Genomic DNA, 15,885 nt, shown 5'->3' with positions numbered 1-15,885 from the left:
CGTGTTCCTGCGCGAATCCCCGTGAAATCAACGCTCAAGGCCCTGGTCGAACAGGGCATCGCCACGCTCCGCGACCAAGGCACCCTGCCCTCCGACCTCGTGACGCCCGATTTCGTGATCGAGCGCCCGAAGGAGCGCGCGCACGGTGACTTCTCCAGCAACGCAGCGTTGCTGCTGGCGAAGCCGGCGCGCAGCAATCCGCGCGTGGTGGCGCAGGCGCTGGCCGCGGCGATTTCGGTCGGCGGCGACATCGCCGCGGTCGAGATCGCCGGCCCGGGCTTCCTGAATTTCCGCCTGTCGCCCGCCGCATGGCAGCGCCAGCTGCGCGACGTGCACGCGCAGGGCCCGGCCTATGGCCGCAACGCCAGCGGCGCCGGGCGCGTGGCCGGCGTCGAGTACGTCTCGGCCAATCCCACCGGTCCGCTGCACGTCGGCCATGGTCGCGCGGCCGTGATCGGCGACTGCATCGCGCGCGTGCTCGATGCCAACGGCTGGGACGTGAAGCGCGAGTACTACTACAACGACGCCGGGGTGCAGATCGAGAACCTGGCGAAGTCGGTGCAGGCGCGCGCGCGCGGCATCCGCCCCGACGACGCCGGCTGGCCCGAGGACGGCTACCGCGGCGACTACATCGCCGACGTGGCCCGCGCCTTCCTCGACCGCGGCAGCGTCGAGGTGGAAGGCCAGGTGGTGACCGGCAACGGCGACGCCGACGACATCGATGCGATCCGCCGCTTCGCGGTGGCCTGGCTGCGCAACGAGCAGAACGGCGACCTCGCCGCCTTCGGCGTGTCCTTCGACGTGTATTTCCTCGAGTCCTCGCTGTACAGCGAGGGCAAGGTGGAGGACACCGTGCGCCAGCTCGACGAACGCGGCCACGCCTATGAAGAGGGCGGCGCGTTGTGGCTGCGCACCACCGACTTCGGCGACGACAAGGACCGCGTGATGCGCAAGTCCGACGGCACCTACACCTATTTCGTGCCCGACGTCGCCTATCACCTGTCGAAGTGGGAGCGCGGCTATGAGCGCGCGATCACCGAACTCGGCGCCGACCACCACGGCTCGCTGGCGCGGGTGAAGGCCGGCCTGCAGGCGCTCGACAAGGGCATTCCGCAGGGCTATCCCGAGTACGTGCTGCACCAGATGGTCACCGTGATGCGCGGCGGCGAGGAAGTGAAGCTCAGCAAGCGCGCAGGCAGCTACCTCACCCTGCGCGACCTGATCGACGAAGCCGGCCGCGACGCCACCCGCTGGTTCCTGGTTGCGCGCAAACCCGACTCGCAGCTGGTGTTCGACATCGACCTGGCGCGCAGCCAGTCGCTCGACAACCCGGTCTACTACGTGCAGCTCTCGCACGCCCGGATCTGCGGCCTGCTGCGGCAGATGGACGAACGCAGCCTGGCATTCGACCGCGACAACGGCCTGGCGCAGCCGCTGGACCTGGACAGCGCCGCCACGCTCGAGCTGGTGACTTCGATCAGCCGCTGGCCGGAACTGCTGGCCACGGCCGGACAGCTGCTCGAACCGCACCTCGTGGCGCAGTACCTGCTGGAGCTGGCACAGGCGTTCCAGTCGTATTACAACGATCACCAGTTCCTGGTCGACGACGCCGACCTGCGCGACGGCCGCCTGGCGCTCGCGCTCGCGACGCGGCAGGTGCTGGCAAACGGACTTGGTGTATTGGGCGTGCAGGCCCCGGAGGCGATGTAAGTGGCAGTGAAGCGCGGCAAGTCCCAGGCCCGTCGCAACAGCGGCAGCAGTGCGCCGCTGCCGGGCTGGGCGTGGATGATCATCGGCGTGCTGCTGACGATCGTGGTGGTGATGGCGGTGCCGAAGCTGCTCAAGTCCGATGGCGAGCAGGGCTTCTTCCGCCCGACGCCGAACCCGGACGCGCGCCCGGCCGCCGCCGCCAACGCAGGCGAAGAAAGCGTGGCCGAGGACGCTCCCGCCCCGTCGCGCACGGCCGCGACGCCGCGCGAAGGAGGCCCGCCGGAAACCCGCTACGAGTTCTACGACCTGCTCCCCGGCCAGGAAGTGGCGATGACCGACGCTGAACTGGCAGCCAGCGCGAGCGCCGAGCAGACGCGACAGCGTGAACTGCTGGACCGCGAGCGTGCAGCGCAGCAGCGCGAGCGCGACGCCGACGCTGCGGACCTGGCCGATACCGCCACGCCCGCAGCCACCGCGGCGCCTGCGGCCACACCACAGCCCGCGCCCGCGCGGCCGGCGTCGCCGACCGCGTCCGCCGCCCCTGCTGCCGACGGCGCGCGCTACATCCTCCAGGCCGGCTCGTTCGCCAGCAATGGCGATGCCGAAGCGCTCAAGGCACGCATCGCCATGCTCGGCCTGGTCGCCCGCGTGGAGTCGGCCGACATCGACGGCCGCACCATGCACCGCGTACGCATGGGGCCTTACGGCACCGCGTCCGAACTGGCCGAAGCCAAGCAGAAGCTCGGCAACGGCGGCCTGGAAGCGCTGGCGATCCGCGCCCGCTGAGGCCGCCCGCCCCGGCGGTCGCGGCCGCTGCGACCGCCGCCCCGTAGCCTCTCCTTCCCAGGAGGAGAGCCCGCGATGGCGATCGAAGCCGCACTCATCAAGCCGGTCGTGGACGCGCTGCTGGCGCTGTTCCGCGAAGGCAGCGAACTCAGGCTCAAGCACGACGCAGAGGCCGCGCTGCGCGGGGCCATCCGCGAGCTGCTGATGGCCAATCCCGACGAGAACCGTGCGGCAACGCGGATCGCGGTCGCGCGCGCCGCCGGCATCCTGTCCGAGGACATCGTGCTGGCCGAGGACATGCTGCAGAAGCACCGGGCCACCAAGGCGCGGACGGCGGGCAAGGCCGCCACCGGGCGCAAGCGCAGGCCGGCGGCCGCGCTGGCAGTGAACACCACGGCGTGCAAGCCAGGCAGGAGCGTCGCCACGCCCGCCGCGCGGAAGCCTCCGGCGAAAAAGAAACTCTCCGCGCCGGCGTAGAATCGCGATCATGAAGGCCCTCCTCGTCACCGGCGCCACTGCCGGCTTCGGCGCCGCGATCGTGGAGCGCTTCGTGTCCTCCGGCTGGCGCGCCGTCGCCACCGGGCGCCGCCAGGACCGGCTCGATGCCCTGGCCGCGCGCCTGGGGCCGGACCGCATCCACACCGCCTGCTTCGACATCCGCGATGCCGACGCCATGGCCGCCGCGCTGGACGCGATTCCCGAACCGTTTCGCGGCGTCGACCTCCTGGTCAACAACGCCGGGCTCGCCCTGGGCACCGCGCCGGCGCAGGCCAGCGACCTCGCCCAGTGGCGGCAGATGATCGACACCAACGTCACCGCCCTGGTCACGATGACCCACCGCATGCTTCCGACGCTGATCGAGCGCCGCGGCGCGATCGTCAATATCGGCTCGATCGCCGGCGTGTATCCGTATCCCGGCGGCAACGTCTATGGCGCGACCAAGGCCTTCGTCGAGCAGTTCTCGCTCAACCTGCGCTCCGACCTGCACGGCACCGGCGTGCGCGTGAGCGTTATCGAGCCCGGCCTGGCGGAAACCGAGTTCACCCTCGTGCGCACCGGTGGCGACAGTGCCGCGTCGGATGCGCTGTACGCGGGAACGCAGCCGATCACCGCCAGCGACATCGCCGAATCCACGTGGTGGGTCGCCAACCTGCCGCCGCACCTCAACATCAATCGCCTGGAAGTGATGCCGGTGAGCCAGTCGCTGGCGGGACTGCAGATCCACCGGATGCCGGCGGAATGAAGCGGGCCGTGCCTGCGGCTGCAGGAAGACCGCAGGTGGCAGCGGACGGACGCAGCGCATGAATCCCTGGCTGGCCATGCTCGCGATCGTGGCCATCGGCGCCATGCTGCCGCTGCAGGGCCTGGTCAACGCGCGCTTGGCGACGGCGCTACACGGGCCGGTGATGGCGGCCTTCGCATCGTTCCTGGTCGGCACCGTGGTGCTGGGCACCTGGCTGCTGGCGGCGCGAACGCCCTGGGGCGCCGCAGCGGACGCGCGCTTCCCGGCCTGGATCTGGATCGGCGGCGTGCTGGGCGCGGTCTACGTGGCGGTGTTCACGCTGCTGATCCCGCGCGTCGGCGCGGCCGCGGCGATCTGCCTGGCGGTGTTCGGACAACTGGTGGCATCGCTGCTGCTGGATCATTACGGCGTGCTGCAGGCACCGCGGCACGCGGACTGGATACGCGTGACCGGTGCGATGCTGGTGCTGCTGGGCGTGCTGCTGGTGGCAGCGCCCTGGCGCTCACCGGCAGCGTAGCCGCCGCAGCGCATCCAACCCCCACCGCCCAAAGAGGGTCAAGGGACATCCGGCTCCAGCCGGGTCTACAGGGCGGATTGCGCCAGCATGTGCAGGTCTTTGAAGATCTCGTAAACGCCGTTGATCACGAACTGGACGCCCAGGCACACCAGCAGGAAGCCCATCAGCCGCGAGAACGCCTCCACGCCACTCTGGCCAAGGAAACGCATGATGCGGCCGGCACTGCGCAGGCACAGCAGCAGGATCACGCTGGCGATGAAGAAGGTCAGCACCGGCGCCACGTTCAGCACCCACCCCGACCAGGGAAGGTCGTCCTGCATCGCCGCAGCGGTGCTGATGATCAGCGCGATCGTGCCCGGCCCGGCGGTGCTGGGCATGGCCAACGGAATGAAGGCGATGTCCTCGGTGCGGTGCTGGCGCAGTTCCTCGGCACGCCGCTCCACTTCCGGCGTCTCCTCCAGCTTCTGCTGCGGGAACAGCATGCGGAAGCCGATGAAGGCCACGATCAAGCCGCCGGCGATGCGCAGGCCGGTGATCGAGATGCCGAACACGTTCATCACCAGCTGGCCGGCGTAGAACGACGCCACCATGATCGTGAACACGTAGCAGGACGCCTTGAACGCCTGCCGGTCGCGCTCGGCCTCGCTCATGCCGCGCGACAGGCCCATCATCAGCGCCACGGTCGTCAACGGATTGGCCAGCGGCAGCAGCATCGCCAGCCCGACTCCCACCGCCATCAACAGTTCCAGCACGGTCCGCTCCCGGTTTCCGCGCGATTCTCGCGCAATCCAGCCCTTCGTGCAGCCGGCGGGCCATGCGCCGCGTCACGCTTCAGCCCAGCGGCGTGTCGTCGAGGTAGGTGTAACCGGTCAGGCCGGCTTCCAGGTCCGCGGCCAGGCCCGCGGCCTCGTCGGCAGGCAGGCCCGCGGCTGCGACCTTGTCGGCATAGCTCTGGCGCAGGTCCTCGAGCCGGTAGCCGACGTAATCGAGCATCACGTCGGTGGTGTCGCCGCGGCGCTGCTGGGCGATCGCGTAGCCGTCACCGTCCACCTTCACCGCGATGACGTCGGTGTCGCCGAACAGGTTGTGGATGTCGCCCAGGATCTCCTGGTAGGCCCCCACGAGGAAGAAGCCCAGGCGGTAGCTTTCACCGGCGCGCAGTGCGTGCAGCGGCAGCGAGCTGTCCAGGTCCTCGTTCTCGACGTAGGTGTCGATCTTGCCGTCGGAGTCGCAGGTGAGGTCCGCGATGGTGCCGCGACGCGTCGGCGCCTCGTCCAGGCGCTCGATCGGCACGATCGGGAACACCTGGTCGATCGCCCAGACGTCGGGCATCGACTCGAACACGCTGAAGTTGACGAAGTACTTGTCGACCAGGCGCTCGCTGAGTTCGTCGAGCACCGGGCGGTGGCTCTTCTCGTCATACGTCAGGCGCGCCTTCACCGCGTGGGCGATGGCGTAGAACAGGTCGTCGATGCGCGCGCGGTGCACGAGGTCCAACTGCCCCAGCGCGTACAGGCTCAGGCCCTCGGCATAGTGGTGCTGGGCCTCGTGGAACAGCTCAACCGCCGGGCGCTCATCGAGTTCGGAATGGATCTCGCGCAGGTGGCGGATCACCGCGGGCTCGTCGTCGTGCTCGTCGGGCACGCGGCCCTCGGGCGCGGCCTCGACCTCGGACACGTTGGCCACCAGCACCGCGTGGTGCGCGGTCATCGCGCGCCCGCACTCGGTGACGATGCGTGGCTGGCGCAGGCCGGCCTCGGCACAGGCGTCGGCCAGCGGCTGCACGATGTTCGACGCGTACTGCGCCATGCCGTAGTTGACCGAGTTGTAGCTACGCGAGCGCGTGCCTTCGTAGTCGATGCCGAGGCCGCCGCCCACGTCGACATAGTCGATCGACGCGCCCAGCTGCGACAGTTCCACGAAGTAGCGCGTGGCCTCGCGCATGCCGCGCGCGATGTCGCGCACGTTGGAAATCTGCGAGCCCATGTGGAAGTGCAGCAGCTTGAGCGCATCTCCCATGCCGGCATCGCGCAGCGACTTCCACAGGTCCAGCAGCTGCCGCGGACTGAGGCCGAACTTGGCCTTGTCGCCGCCGGAGTTCTGCCATTTGCCCGCGCCGAGCGTGGCCAAGCGCATGCGCACGCCAAGCACCGGCTCCACGCCCAGCGCCTTGGACTCCTCCATCACCAGCCGCAGTTCGGAGGGCTTCTCCACCACGATGAAGACGTCCATGCCCAGCTTGCGACCGATCAGCGCCAGGCGGATGTACTCGCGGTCCTTGTAGCCGTTGCAGATCACCAGGCCGCCCGGGCGCGACAGCGCCAGCACCGCCATCAGCTCCGGCTTGCTGCCGGCCTCCAGGCCAAAGCCTTCGCCCGCGTGCGAGGCCAGCGTCCCTGCCACCCCGCGATGCTGGTTGACCTTGATCGGATAGACCGCCGTGTAGCCGCCGGTGTACTCCCAGTCCGCCTGCGCCTGCGCGAACGCCGCCTGCAGCGCGCCCAGGCGGTCGCCCAGCACGTCGGGGAAGCGCACCAGCATCGGCAGGTTCGCGCCCTGTTCGCGCGCACGATCCACGACCTCGGGCAGCGCGATCGCCGGTCCGCCGGCGCCACGCGGACGCACCACGACGCGGCCGGCCGCATCGACGTCGAAATAGCCCGAGGACCAGTGCGGGATCGAGTAGGTCTTGCGGGCTTGGTCGATGGACCAGGCGGTCATGGGCAGCAATCCGGGAGCGTGGGGGGAGGCGCGCATTCTAGCCCCGCGCGCCGGCACCCCATGCACGCAGCGGCGCTCAGTGCCTGCCGCGCTGGTAGGTCGGCGCTCCCGCGGCCTTGCGCACGCGGTACGCGACGCGACGGCCGTGCTCGGCGGTGAAGACCATCACGGTCCCGGGCAGGCGCAGGCCCCGGGCCACCCGACCGATGACCTCTTCCTGGCTCCGTATCAGCCCGCCCAGGCGGATGCGCACGACGAAGTGCGGCATGGCGCGCGGATCGCCCTCCAGCACCTTGCGCACGATCCAGGCCTTCGCAACGCCCTTGGCCCTGCCCAGCACGGCGCGGGCATCGCGCAGCGCCTCGTCGTCCAGCCCGTGCCCGACGAAGACATCGCGCCCCCGGAGTTCGTTGCGCGCGCGGTCGGCCCGGGCCGCGCGGGCGCGCAGATCGTCGAACTCGGCCTGCAGCGCGGCAATCGCCGCATCGTCGCCCTGCCGCTGGTGGAACGCAGCCAGCTCGCGCAGCACGACCTCTTCGCTGCCCGCTTCCAGCGCGATCACGCGCCGCATCTCGTCGATACCGGAGCGGTCGTCGCGAGCCAGCAGCAGCAGGGCCAGGCGGAACCGGGCGAAGGCATCCTCGGGCGCCGCGGCCACCGCGCGGCGGTAAAGCGGCAGGGCGTCCACCTGCGGGTGGAGCTCCTCGACCAGTCGTGCGTGCTCGACCATCTCGTCCGGCAGCAGCACCTCCCCGGCTTCGAGTTCGCCGAGCCGCTCAAGGTTGGCACCGTGCTGCATGTAGCGCTCGCGCCAGTGCCCTTCGATGCGTGCCCGCCATTCGGCGCTGAACGATTCCTCAAGCTGCGGTAGCAGCGCACCCAGCAAGGCCTCGGCCGCACTCTCCACGGGCGGTGGCGGTTCGACCGCTTCCACGCCCAGCGCCTCCAGCCGCTGCGCCAGGGTGGGATGGGTATCGTCCACGCCAGGGCTCTCCGCCAGGCGCAAGGCGATGCGTTGGCCGTCGTCGGCATGGCCGTGGCGGAGGGCGGCGGCCATGTCCCGGAACAGCATGGACGGCGGCGCAGCTTCGCGCAGGTTCGCGTCGGACACGGCGGGCCAGAAGTCCTGCGCCAGGCGCGCCGAACCCACGTGTAGCCGCACCAGCGCCTGCCCGATCACCTCGCCGCCGGCGATGCGTGCAGCGGTCGCATCGGCCTGGTATTCGTTGTCGCGCGCGAGCACGAAGCTCCAGGCGTCGAACCAGGGCGCGTACCAGTCGAAGAAGCGGGCGAATACACGCCCGGCGCGGCTGCCGCGTTCGTGGAGCTCGACAAGCAGTCGATACCAACTGCCGCGGACGCGATGGATCCAGCCCGCGAATCGCGAATGTCCGCCGCCGAAATGCCCGAACTCGTGCGCGATCACGGCGGCGAACTGGTCGCGGTCCAGCAGCTGCATCAGCGGCAGCCCCAGCACCAGCCAGTGCTGGTGGCCCAGCAGGCCCATGGCCCGCGGCAGACTGACCGCGGCGGCGTTGAGCTCCTGGTCGATCACGATGCCGGCCAGCCGGGACGCGCCGGCGGCACGACGCAGGCGCTCGACCTCGGCTTCCAGCTCCGGCGCCTCGCCCCGCCGCAGGCGGAAGCCGGACGGGCGCTTGAAGCGCATGCACAGCGCCCGCAGCACCAGCAGCCCGAAGCCGATCGGGATCCACACCACGTTCGCCAGCTTCAGCAGCAGCACCGGGCTGATCGCGAGCAGCACCAGCACGAGCCCGGCCGACATGCCCAGCGCGATCAGCACGGCGCCGCCCAGCACCGCGAAGCCCAAGCAGGCCAGCAGCGCGAGCTTGAACCGGTAGGCACGCGGCGATCGGCGCGCGGCCTGCTCCAGGCGCGCGACCAGCGCGCGCCGCTCCTCATTGGTCATCCCGTCCCCTCCCCACAGGCGCCCCCTGCGCCCGACCCGTCACCAATGCTAAGTCGGCCACGACCGGTCCGCTACAATCCGCGGCCTTCATCCCCGCTTCCGGATGCCCCCATGAGCACCCCGCACTGGTTGTACGAGAACTTCGATCCCGCCGGCTCCGCCATCGGCTACCGCGTCACGCGCAAGCTCGACGAGGTGCAGTCGCCGTTCCAGAAGATCGAGATCCATGAGTCGACCGACTGGGGCAACGTCATGCTCATCGATGGCGCGATGATGGTCACCACGCGCGACAACTTCCTCTACCACGAGATGATGACGCACCCCGCGCTGTTCACCCACATCGACCCGAAGCAGGTGGTGATCATCGGCGGCGGTGACTGCGGCACGCTGCGCGAAGTGCTGAAGCATCCGGGCGTCGAAAAGGCCGTGCAGTGCGACATCGACGAGCAGGTCACGCGCATGGCGGAGAAGTACTTCCCCGAGCTGTGCGAATCCAATGGCGATCCGCGCGCCGAGGTGATGTTCGACGACGGCATCGCCTACATGGCGAACTGCGCGCCGGGCAGCTTGGACGTGGTGATCGTGGACTCGACCGACCCGGTGGGTCCGGCCGAAGGACTGTTCAACAAGAGCTTCTTCGAAAGCTGCTTCCGCGCGCTGAAGGACGACGGCATCCTGGTGCAGCAGTCGGAGTCTCCCCTGGTGTTGCTCGAGCTGATCCAGGCCATGCGCGCGGAGATGGGCAAGGCCGGTTTCGACAGCTTCCAGACCCTGCCCTTCCCGCAGCCCTGCTACCCGACCGGCTGGTGGAGCTGCACGCTGGCGCGCAAGGATGGCCGCGGGTTCGGCTTCCGCGAAGACGACGCGCGCGCGAAGGCCTTTGCGACGAAGTACTACAGCACCGACATCCACAAGGCCGCGCAGGTGCTGCCGCCATTCGTGGCCGAAGCGCTGGGCTGAAGCGGGGCACTGCTAGCTGCTGCTGCGGGAGGGACTTCTGCGGGAGCAGCTTTCGTGGGAGCGGCTATAGCCGCGATTCGGGCCAATCGCGGCTATAGCCGCCCCCACAGCTGACTTCTTCCTGCGGAGACCTCAGAGGGCGTCGGCGTCGAGCTCGCCGGTACGGATGCGCACCGCGCGCTCGAGGTCGTAGACGAAGACCTTGCCGTCGCCGATCTTGCCGGTGGACGCGGCCTTCAGGATCGCCTCGGTGACCAGTTCCGCCTGGTCGTCGGTGACCGCGACCTCGAGCTTGATCTTGGGCAGGAAGTCGATGACGTACTCGGCGCCCCGATAAAGCTCGGTGTGGCCCTTCTGGCGACCGAACCCCTTCACCTCGGTGACGGTGATCCCGGCCACGCCGGCTTCCGACAGCGCCTCGCGGACGTCGTCGAGCTTGAACGGCTTGATGATCGCCATGATCATCTTCATCACGCAGCCTCCGCTTGCAGTGCGCGCAGCATAACGCGGCCCGGCACGGGCGACGGGCTTTTTCCCACCCGCACGCACGCACCGGGCCGATGGCGCGGGACCCGCGTGGCGACCACGCTGACTGCAACACCGGAGGACACCCCCATGATCGACCTCGGCCACATCGACGACCTCGCCCGCCGCCTCAGCAGCCTGGTGCCCCCCGGCCTGCGCGAGGGCCGCGAGGAGCTGCGGGAAAACTTCAAGTCCGTGCTGCAGGCGGGGCTGGCACGCCTGGACCTGGTGACCCGCGAGGAGTTCGACGTCCAGCAGGCGGTACTGTTGCGCACGCGCGAGAAGCTCGAGGCGCTGCAGGCCCAGGTCACCCAGCTCGAGGCCCAGCTTGCCGGCGGCAACGGCGGTAGCACGGCTGCGCCACCGGCGCCGCAACAACCCCACTGAGGTTCCTGCCATGGCGGGTCTTGCGATCGTGCACGGCCGTGCACGCGCCGGCGTACGCGCGCCGGAAGTGACGGTCGAGGTCTACATGAGCGGCGGCCTGCCGCGGATGTCGATGGTCGGCCTGCCGGAGGCCGCGGTCCGCGAGTCCAAGGACCGCGTGCGCGCGGCCATCCGCTGCGCCCAGTACGAGTTCCCGCCACGGGTCACCACGGTGAACCTGGCCCCGGCCGACCTGCCCAAGGGCGGTGGTCGCTTCGACCTGCCGATTGCGCTCGGGATCCTTGCGGCCAGTGGGCAGCTGCCGCGCACGGCCCTGGCGGGACACGAGTTCCTGGGCGAGCTGGGCCTGAGCGGCGAACTGCGTGCAGTCGATGGCGTGCTGCCGGCGGCGCTGGCCTGCGGCGAGGCCGGCCGGGTGCTGGTGGTGCCGGCCGACAACGGCGCCGAGGCCGCCCTGGCCGCAGGCGTGGACGTGCGCGTGGCGCGCACGCTGTCGGAAGTCTGCGCCCACCTGACCGGGCAGCGGCCGCTGCCGAAGGCCGAGGCCCGGCCCGTCGACACGGGCCCCGCAGCCGGCGTTCCCGACCTCGCCGACGTCCGGGGGCAATTGCGGGCACGGCGCGCGCTTGAGATCGCCGCGGCCGGCGGCCATCACCTGTTGCTCTCGGGCAGCCCGGGCTGCGGCAAGACCCTGCTCGCGTCGCGGCTGCCGGGCATCCTGCCCCCCGCCAGCGAGGCCGAAGCCCTGGAGACCGCGGCCATCGCCTCGGTCAGCGGCCGCGGCATCGATCCTGCGCGCTGGCTGCAGCGGCCGTTCCGCGCGCCGCACCACACCGCCAGCGCCATCGCCCTGGCCGGCGGCGGAAGCGAGCCGCGGCCCGGAGAAATATCCTTGGCGCACCACGGCGTGCTGTTTTTGGACGAATTGCCGGAGTGGAGCCGCCATGTCCTTGAAGTGCTGCGCCAGCCCCTGGAATCGGGCACGGTCACCGTGTCGCGCGCAGCCCGGCAGAGCGAGTTCCCCGCGCGCTTCCAGCTCGTCGCCGCCATGAATCCGTGCCCCTGTGGCTGGGCAGGCGATGCGTCGGGCCGCTGCCAGTGCGGCGTCGATGCCGTGCAGCGCTATCGCATGCGGGTGTCGGGGCCGCTGCTGGACCGCATCGACCTGCATGTGGACGTGCCGCGGGTGTCATCCACCGAACTGCGGCTGGATGCGGCGCCGGGGGAATCCAGCGCCGCCGTCCGCGCACGCGTCGAGGCCGCGCGCGAGCGCCAAACCGCGCGGGCAGGCGTGCTCAACGCCCACCTCGACCAGGCTGGTACCGCGGCGCACTGCCGCCTGGGCGCTGCGGACCAGGCCCTGCTCGAACGCGCCATCGACAGCCTGCAACTGTCGGCCCGGGCGATGCACCGGATCCTGCGCGTGGCGCGGACGATCGCGGATCTCGCCGGCAGCGAGTCCATCGGCAGCGCGCACCTGGCGGAAGCACTGGGATACAGGGGCATCGACCCGCGGAGCCAGGTCGCCGCTTGAAACACGGTCTTGACGCCGGATCGCGCGAACTGGAATAAAGTCTCTTTTGGGACTATACTGCCTGCACAGTCCACTAAAGGACATTAGCCATGGCGCAGCTCCACGCAGTCAATGCACCCGCCCGCCGCGAACTCGCCGGCCCCGCGCTCCGCGCATTCTTCAGCATCACCGAACGCTGGGGCCTCAGCGCCGAGCAGGAACGCGTGCTGCTGGGCAGCCCCGGCCGGTCCACGTTTTTCCGCTGGAAGCGGGACCGCAGCGGCCAGCTTCCGCATGACGCCCTCGAGCGCGTCAGCTACGTCCTGGGTATCTACAAAGCGCTGCACCTGATCTTCAGCAACGAACGCCAGGCCGACGAATGGGTCCGCCGCCCCAACGCGACACCGCTGCTGGGCGGCCGACCGGCGCTGGACCGGATGCTCGGCGGCCAGGTCGCCGACCTCTTCGTCGTGCGCCAGTACCTGGACGCGCAGCGGGGCTGGGGCTGATGCCGGTCCCCGTGACGCGGGTGCGGTTCCGGTCGACATACCGCATCGTGTCGAGCCGCTTCCCGCCCGTGGGCGTGTTCGATGCCATTGCCGATCCGGCCGACATCGACGCCCTGCACGAACTCGAGTCGATGACCAACCCGCGGATGCGCGAAGAATTCGGCGCGATCGAACTGGTGCCCCCGCGCCGGCGCGTCGCAGGCCCGGGCACCACGCCGATCATGGCGGCCTTCACCCATCGAAACCCCGAGGGCTCGCGCTTTACCCCCGGTTGGTACGGCGTCTATTACTGCGCCCGCGAACAGCAGACCGCGGTGCGGGAGACGGTCTTCCACAGGGAGCGCTTCCTGAGCAGCACGAACGAGCCCGCCTGCGTCCTGGACATGCGCTGCTACGTCGGCGACATCGACACCCGCCTGCACGACATCCGCGGCGCGTACCCCGGACTCCACGACCCCGACAGCTACGTCGCCAGCCAGCGCTTCGCGGTCGAGCTGCGGGCGGAAGGCAGCAACGGCATCGTCTATGACAGCGTGCGCGCGCCGGGTGGCACCTGCGTGGCCGCGCTCTACCCGGACGTGTTGAAGCCGGTGCACCAGGGTCCGCATCTGCAGTACCACTGGAATGGGGAACGGATCGCGCACGTCACCGAGGCGAGGGCGGTACCGCTCTGATTCGCATCGGCGCGTTCTTTCCAGGTGCCGCCGATGTCACTGGACCTTGGGCAACGATGGCGTCACGGGACCCAGGCACAGCGTGGCGCGGCGCCGATGGACGTCGCGTTCTTCGTACGCACCAGGCACATCCCCTCCCACGCCGCATTCCCCGCGCGGCGCGTCCGACACACCGCAGCGTCCGAAGCGGCACACCCAGCTCGCACCTCCGGTCGGCATGAGCTCCACGGAAAGCGTTGCGATGCCATGCGAGGCGAGATCCTCGGAAATACTGTGTCCGCCCCCGTGGAAGTCGGAATGGCCGCGACCGGTCAAGAGGAGGATCTTGCGTGCGTCTTCGCCGGCCGGGGAAAGCACCCGTCGCAGATGCATGCCCGAGGTGGTCCCGAACGGTTCGCGGCCAGTGACACGCATGTCGATTCCGAGCAGCTGGATGCGTCCGGCTGCCTCGATGTGCACGAGCCATTCGACGAGGTCGAACATGGCGACGCTTGTGCGGCCGTCGTGGGCCCTGGACCAGAACTCCGAACCGGTCGCTGCCGCGGAGGACATCGCCTCGCCGACCTGCGCACGCACCACGTCGACGGCGGACTCAGGCAGCTCGAGCCCGACCAGAGCCCTGTCCGCACTCGCCAAGGTCGCACACACCATCCGCTTGAACGCTGCCGGTGACTCGGCATTGCCATGCAGCTCGCCAAAGACGAGCACGTCGGTGTCTTCCAGTACCGACGCCATCCAGGTGGCCAAGGCCGGCTCAACAGTGCATGGACTCTCGTCAGCCGCTGGACCACGAACGCACGAAGGGCAAAGGGCAACAAGCAGGACGAGGATCAACGCACGAAGCACGGTCGGCTCACTCCCTCACTTGGTGCTTCGTGGAAGCCCGTGCTGCAGCCCTTCCCCAGGATCCCCATCCATTCGTCCACGCTCCATGCCTGCTGCCATCCTGCGCAGCCAGAGCCTAGGACAAAAACGGGCAGGCCGCTGTGCCACGGCTCCTTCAGTCACTGGTGAGGACGGGTCGGTGCATCCCGGCCGTGCGCCCTGCCCCCTCCGCAGGTAGGGGAGGGGCGTCGAAATCAGGCCACCGCCACCTTGAACTGCTCCTCCTCCGTCGAACCCGTCAGCGCCGTCGTCGACGACTGCCCCTGCTGGATCGCCTGGGTCACCGCGTCGAAGTAGCCGGTGCCGACCTCACGCTGGTGCTTGACCGCGGTGAAACCCTTGTCGGCGGCCGCGAACTCCGACTCCTGCAGCTCCACAAAGGCGCTCATCTGCCGGCGCGCATAGCCGTGGGCCAGGTTGAACATCGAGTAGTTCAGCGCGTGGAAGCCGGCGAGCGTGATGAACTGGAACCTGTAGCCGTAGGTGGCGATCTCGTCCTGGAACTTCGCAATCGTCGCGTCGTCGAGGTTCTTCTTCCAGTTGAAGCTCGGCGAGCAGTTGTAGGCCAGCATCTTGCCCGGGTATTTCTCGTGGATGGCCTCGGCAAACGCGCGGGCGAAGCCGAGGTCAGGCTTGCCGGTCTCGCACCACACCAGGTCCGCGTACGGCGCGTAGGCCAGGCCGCGGCTGATCGCCTGGTCGAGGCCGTTGCGGGTCTTGTAGAAGCCTTCGACGGTGCGCTCGCCGGTGGTGAAGGGGCGATCGTTGTCGTCGACGTCGCTGGTCAGCAGGTCTGCGGCCTCGGCATCGGTGCGCGCAACCAGCAGCGTCGGCACGCCGCAGACGTCGGCGGCCAGGCGGGCGGCGTTGAGCTTCTCCACGGCCTCGCGCGTGGGCACCAGGACCTTGCCGCCCATGTGGCCGCACTTCTTGACGCTGGCCAGCTGGTCTTCGAAATGCACGCCGGCGGCGCCGGCCTCGATCATCGCCTTCATCAGTTCGAAGGCATTGAGCACGCCGCCGAAGCCGGCCTCTGCGTCGGCCACGATCGGCTGCAGGAAGTCGATGGAGTCGTCGCCCTCGGCATGGTGCAGCTGGTCGGCGCGCAGCAGGGCGTTGTTGATTCGCTTGACCACCGACGGCACCGAGTCGGCCGGGTACAGCGACTGGTCGGGATACATCTGCCCGGCGAGGTTGGCATCCGCCGCCACCTGCCAGCCGCTGAGGTAGATCGCCTTCAGGCCGGCCTTGACCTGCTGCATGGCCTGGTTGCCGGTCAGCGCGCCCAGCGCGTTGACGTAGGGGCGCTGATGCAGCGACGTCCACAGCTTCTCCGCACCCAGGCGTGCAAGGGAATGCTCGACGTGCACGGTGCCGCGCAGGCGCACCACGTCCTCGGCCGCGTAGTTGCGGGTGATGCCGGCCCAGCGTGGGTTGGTGGCCCAGTCGTTGCGGATGGCGTCGGCGTTCGGAAGCTTCGTGCTCATGCGGGATCTCCGGTGGGATTCTGCAGCGCGCCCTTGTG

General features: G+C 69.6%; 16 protein-coding genes. 10 read left to right on the top strand and 6 right to left on the bottom strand.

The features are described 5' to 3' along the window. The first annotated feature begins 21 nt into the window (after positions 1-21). From argS to ACW5E8_RS13970, 5 genes are all read left to right on the top strand, one after another. On the top strand, positions 22-1,710 hold the full coding sequence (gene argS, locus ACW5E8_RS13990; protein ID WP_456966143.1) for an arginine--tRNA ligase: 1,689 nt from the start codon (positions 22-24) through the stop codon (positions 1,708-1,710). Continuing rightward, on the top strand, positions 1,711-2,496 hold the full coding sequence (locus ACW5E8_RS13985) for an SPOR domain-containing protein (protein WP_456966142.1): 786 nt from the start codon (positions 1,711-1,713) through the stop codon (positions 2,494-2,496). A 75-nt stretch (positions 2,497-2,571) separates the two neighbouring features. Further along, positions 2,572-2,973: a hypothetical protein gene (locus tag ACW5E8_RS13980; RefSeq protein ID WP_456966141.1), complete on the top strand. Its 402-nt coding sequence runs from the start codon at positions 2,572-2,574 to the stop codon at positions 2,971-2,973. 10 nt (positions 2,974-2,983) lie between these two features. Next, positions 2,984-3,739, top strand: coding sequence for an SDR family NAD(P)-dependent oxidoreductase (locus ACW5E8_RS13975; protein WP_456966140.1), 756 nt, complete (start codon positions 2,984-2,986; stop codon positions 3,737-3,739). Between the two features lie 58 nt (positions 3,740-3,797). Next, positions 3,798-4,256: a DMT family transporter gene (locus tag ACW5E8_RS13970; RefSeq protein ID WP_456966139.1), complete on the top strand. Its 459-nt coding sequence runs from the start codon at positions 3,798-3,800 to the stop codon at positions 4,254-4,256. A gap of 65 nt (positions 4,257-4,321) precedes the next feature. Here the strand turns inward: ACW5E8_RS13970 and ACW5E8_RS13965 are convergent, their stop codons facing one another. The 3 genes from ACW5E8_RS13965 to ACW5E8_RS13955 all read right to left on the bottom strand — a co-directional run bounded on the left by ACW5E8_RS13965 (position 4,322) and on the right by ACW5E8_RS13955 (position 8,907). Beyond that, positions 4,322-5,008: a MarC family NAAT transporter gene (locus tag ACW5E8_RS13965; protein ID WP_456966138.1), complete on the bottom strand. Its 687-nt coding sequence runs from the start codon at positions 5,006-5,008 to the stop codon at positions 4,322-4,324. Between the two features lie 79 nt (positions 5,009-5,087). Continuing rightward, positions 5,088-6,977, bottom strand: coding sequence for an arginine decarboxylase (gene speA / locus ACW5E8_RS13960; protein WP_456966137.1), 1,890 nt, complete (start codon positions 6,975-6,977; stop codon positions 5,088-5,090). A gap of 76 nt (positions 6,978-7,053) precedes the next feature. Then, complete coding sequence (locus tag ACW5E8_RS13955) at positions 7,054-8,907, bottom strand: M48 family metallopeptidase (RefSeq protein WP_456966136.1); 1,854 nt, start codon at positions 8,905-8,907, stop codon at positions 7,054-7,056. Between the two features lie 111 nt (positions 8,908-9,018). Between ACW5E8_RS13955 and speE the strand changes: the two genes are divergently transcribed. Then, positions 9,019-9,867: a polyamine aminopropyltransferase gene (speE, locus tag ACW5E8_RS13950; protein WP_456966135.1), complete on the top strand. Its 849-nt coding sequence runs from the start codon at positions 9,019-9,021 to the stop codon at positions 9,865-9,867. 132 nt (positions 9,868-9,999) lie between these two features. Here the strand turns inward: speE and ACW5E8_RS13945 are convergent, their stop codons facing one another. Then, the gene (locus ACW5E8_RS13945; RefSeq protein ID WP_132998728.1) at positions 10,000-10,338 is read right to left on the bottom strand and encodes a P-II family nitrogen regulator; all 339 of its coding nucleotides are present in this window, start codon (positions 10,336-10,338) and stop codon (positions 10,000-10,002) included. A 144-nt stretch (positions 10,339-10,482) separates the two neighbouring features. On the opposite strand from ACW5E8_RS13945, the gene ubiK reads away from it, so the two are divergent. The 4 genes from ubiK to ACW5E8_RS13925 all read left to right on the top strand — a co-directional run bounded on the left by ubiK (position 10,483) and on the right by ACW5E8_RS13925 (position 13,475). Next, positions 10,483-10,779 carry a ubiquinone biosynthesis accessory factor UbiK gene (gene ubiK, locus ACW5E8_RS13940; RefSeq protein ID WP_456966134.1) on the top strand — a complete coding sequence of 99 codons (297 nt, stop codon included), beginning with the start codon at positions 10,483-10,485 and terminating at the stop codon, positions 10,777-10,779. Positions 10,780-10,789: 10 nt separating this feature from the next. Beyond that, the gene (locus ACW5E8_RS13935; RefSeq protein ID WP_456966133.1) at positions 10,790-12,313 is read left to right on the top strand and encodes a YifB family Mg chelatase-like AAA ATPase; all 1,524 of its coding nucleotides are present in this window, start codon (positions 10,790-10,792) and stop codon (positions 12,311-12,313) included. Positions 12,314-12,402: 89 nt separating this feature from the next. Next, a complete protein-coding gene (locus ACW5E8_RS13930; protein WP_456966132.1) occupies positions 12,403-12,801 on the top strand; it encodes an MbcA/ParS/Xre antitoxin family protein in 399 nt (132 codons plus the stop codon). Further along, entirely contained in the window at positions 12,801-13,475 is a 675-nt protein-coding gene (locus tag ACW5E8_RS13925) for an RES family NAD+ phosphorylase (protein ID WP_456966131.1), read from the top strand. The genes ACW5E8_RS13930 and ACW5E8_RS13925 overlap by 1 nt, the downstream gene beginning before the upstream one ends. Positions 13,476-13,511: 36 nt before the next feature. On the opposite strand, the gene ACW5E8_RS13920 is transcribed toward ACW5E8_RS13925, so the two are convergent. After that, positions 13,512-14,222: a hypothetical protein gene (locus ACW5E8_RS13920; protein WP_456966130.1), complete on the bottom strand. Its 711-nt coding sequence runs from the start codon at positions 14,220-14,222 to the stop codon at positions 13,512-13,514. A gap of 332 nt (positions 14,223-14,554) precedes the next feature. Then, positions 14,555-15,847 (bottom strand): isocitrate lyase, encoded by a 1,293-nt coding sequence (gene aceA, locus ACW5E8_RS13915; RefSeq protein ID WP_456966129.1) that lies wholly within the window; start codon positions 15,845-15,847, stop codon positions 14,555-14,557. Positions 15,848-15,885 lie beyond the last annotated feature (38 nt).

It is taken from the genome of Luteimonas sp. A649, from assembly GCF_054072735.1.
The sequence above is the reverse complement of the archived record's forward strand: the minus strand, read 5'-3'. Positions and strand labels throughout refer to the sequence as shown.

What these genes read in the sequence shown, in the direction of transcription:
- speE (WP_456966135.1), top strand. Translation starts at nt 9,019, where the DNA reads ATGAGCACCCCGCACTGGTTGTACGAGAACTTCGATCCCGCCGGCTCC.
- ACW5E8_RS13935 (WP_456966133.1), top strand. Translation starts at nt 10,790, where the DNA reads ATGGCGGGTCTTGCGATCGTGCACGGCCGTGCACGCGCCGGCGTACGC.
- ubiK (WP_456966134.1), top strand. Translation starts at nt 10,483, where the DNA reads ATGATCGACCTCGGCCACATCGACGACCTCGCCCGCCGCCTCAGCAGC.
- ACW5E8_RS13975 (WP_456966140.1), top strand. Translation starts at nt 2,984, where the DNA reads ATGAAGGCCCTCCTCGTCACCGGCGCCACTGCCGGCTTCGGCGCCGCG.
- speA (WP_456966137.1), bottom strand. Translation starts at nt 6,977, where the DNA reads ATGACCGCCTGGTCCATCGACCAAGCCCGCAAGACCTACTCGATCCCG.
- ACW5E8_RS13930 (WP_456966132.1), top strand. Translation starts at nt 12,403, where the DNA reads ATGGCGCAGCTCCACGCAGTCAATGCACCCGCCCGCCGCGAACTCGCC.
- ACW5E8_RS13945 (WP_132998728.1), bottom strand. Translation starts at nt 10,338, where the DNA reads ATGAAGATGATCATGGCGATCATCAAGCCGTTCAAGCTCGACGACGTC.
- ACW5E8_RS13925 (WP_456966131.1), top strand. Translation starts at nt 12,801, where the DNA reads ATGCCGGTCCCCGTGACGCGGGTGCGGTTCCGGTCGACATACCGCATC.
- ACW5E8_RS13980 (WP_456966141.1), top strand. Translation starts at nt 2,572, where the DNA reads ATGGCGATCGAAGCCGCACTCATCAAGCCGGTCGTGGACGCGCTGCTG.
- ACW5E8_RS13970 (WP_456966139.1), top strand. Translation starts at nt 3,798, where the DNA reads ATGAATCCCTGGCTGGCCATGCTCGCGATCGTGGCCATCGGCGCCATG.
- aceA (WP_456966129.1), bottom strand. Translation starts at nt 15,847, where the DNA reads ATGAGCACGAAGCTTCCGAACGCCGACGCCATCCGCAACGACTGGGCC.
- ACW5E8_RS13955 (WP_456966136.1), bottom strand. Translation starts at nt 8,907, where the DNA reads ATGACCAATGAGGAGCGGCGCGCGCTGGTCGCGCGCCTGGAGCAGGCC.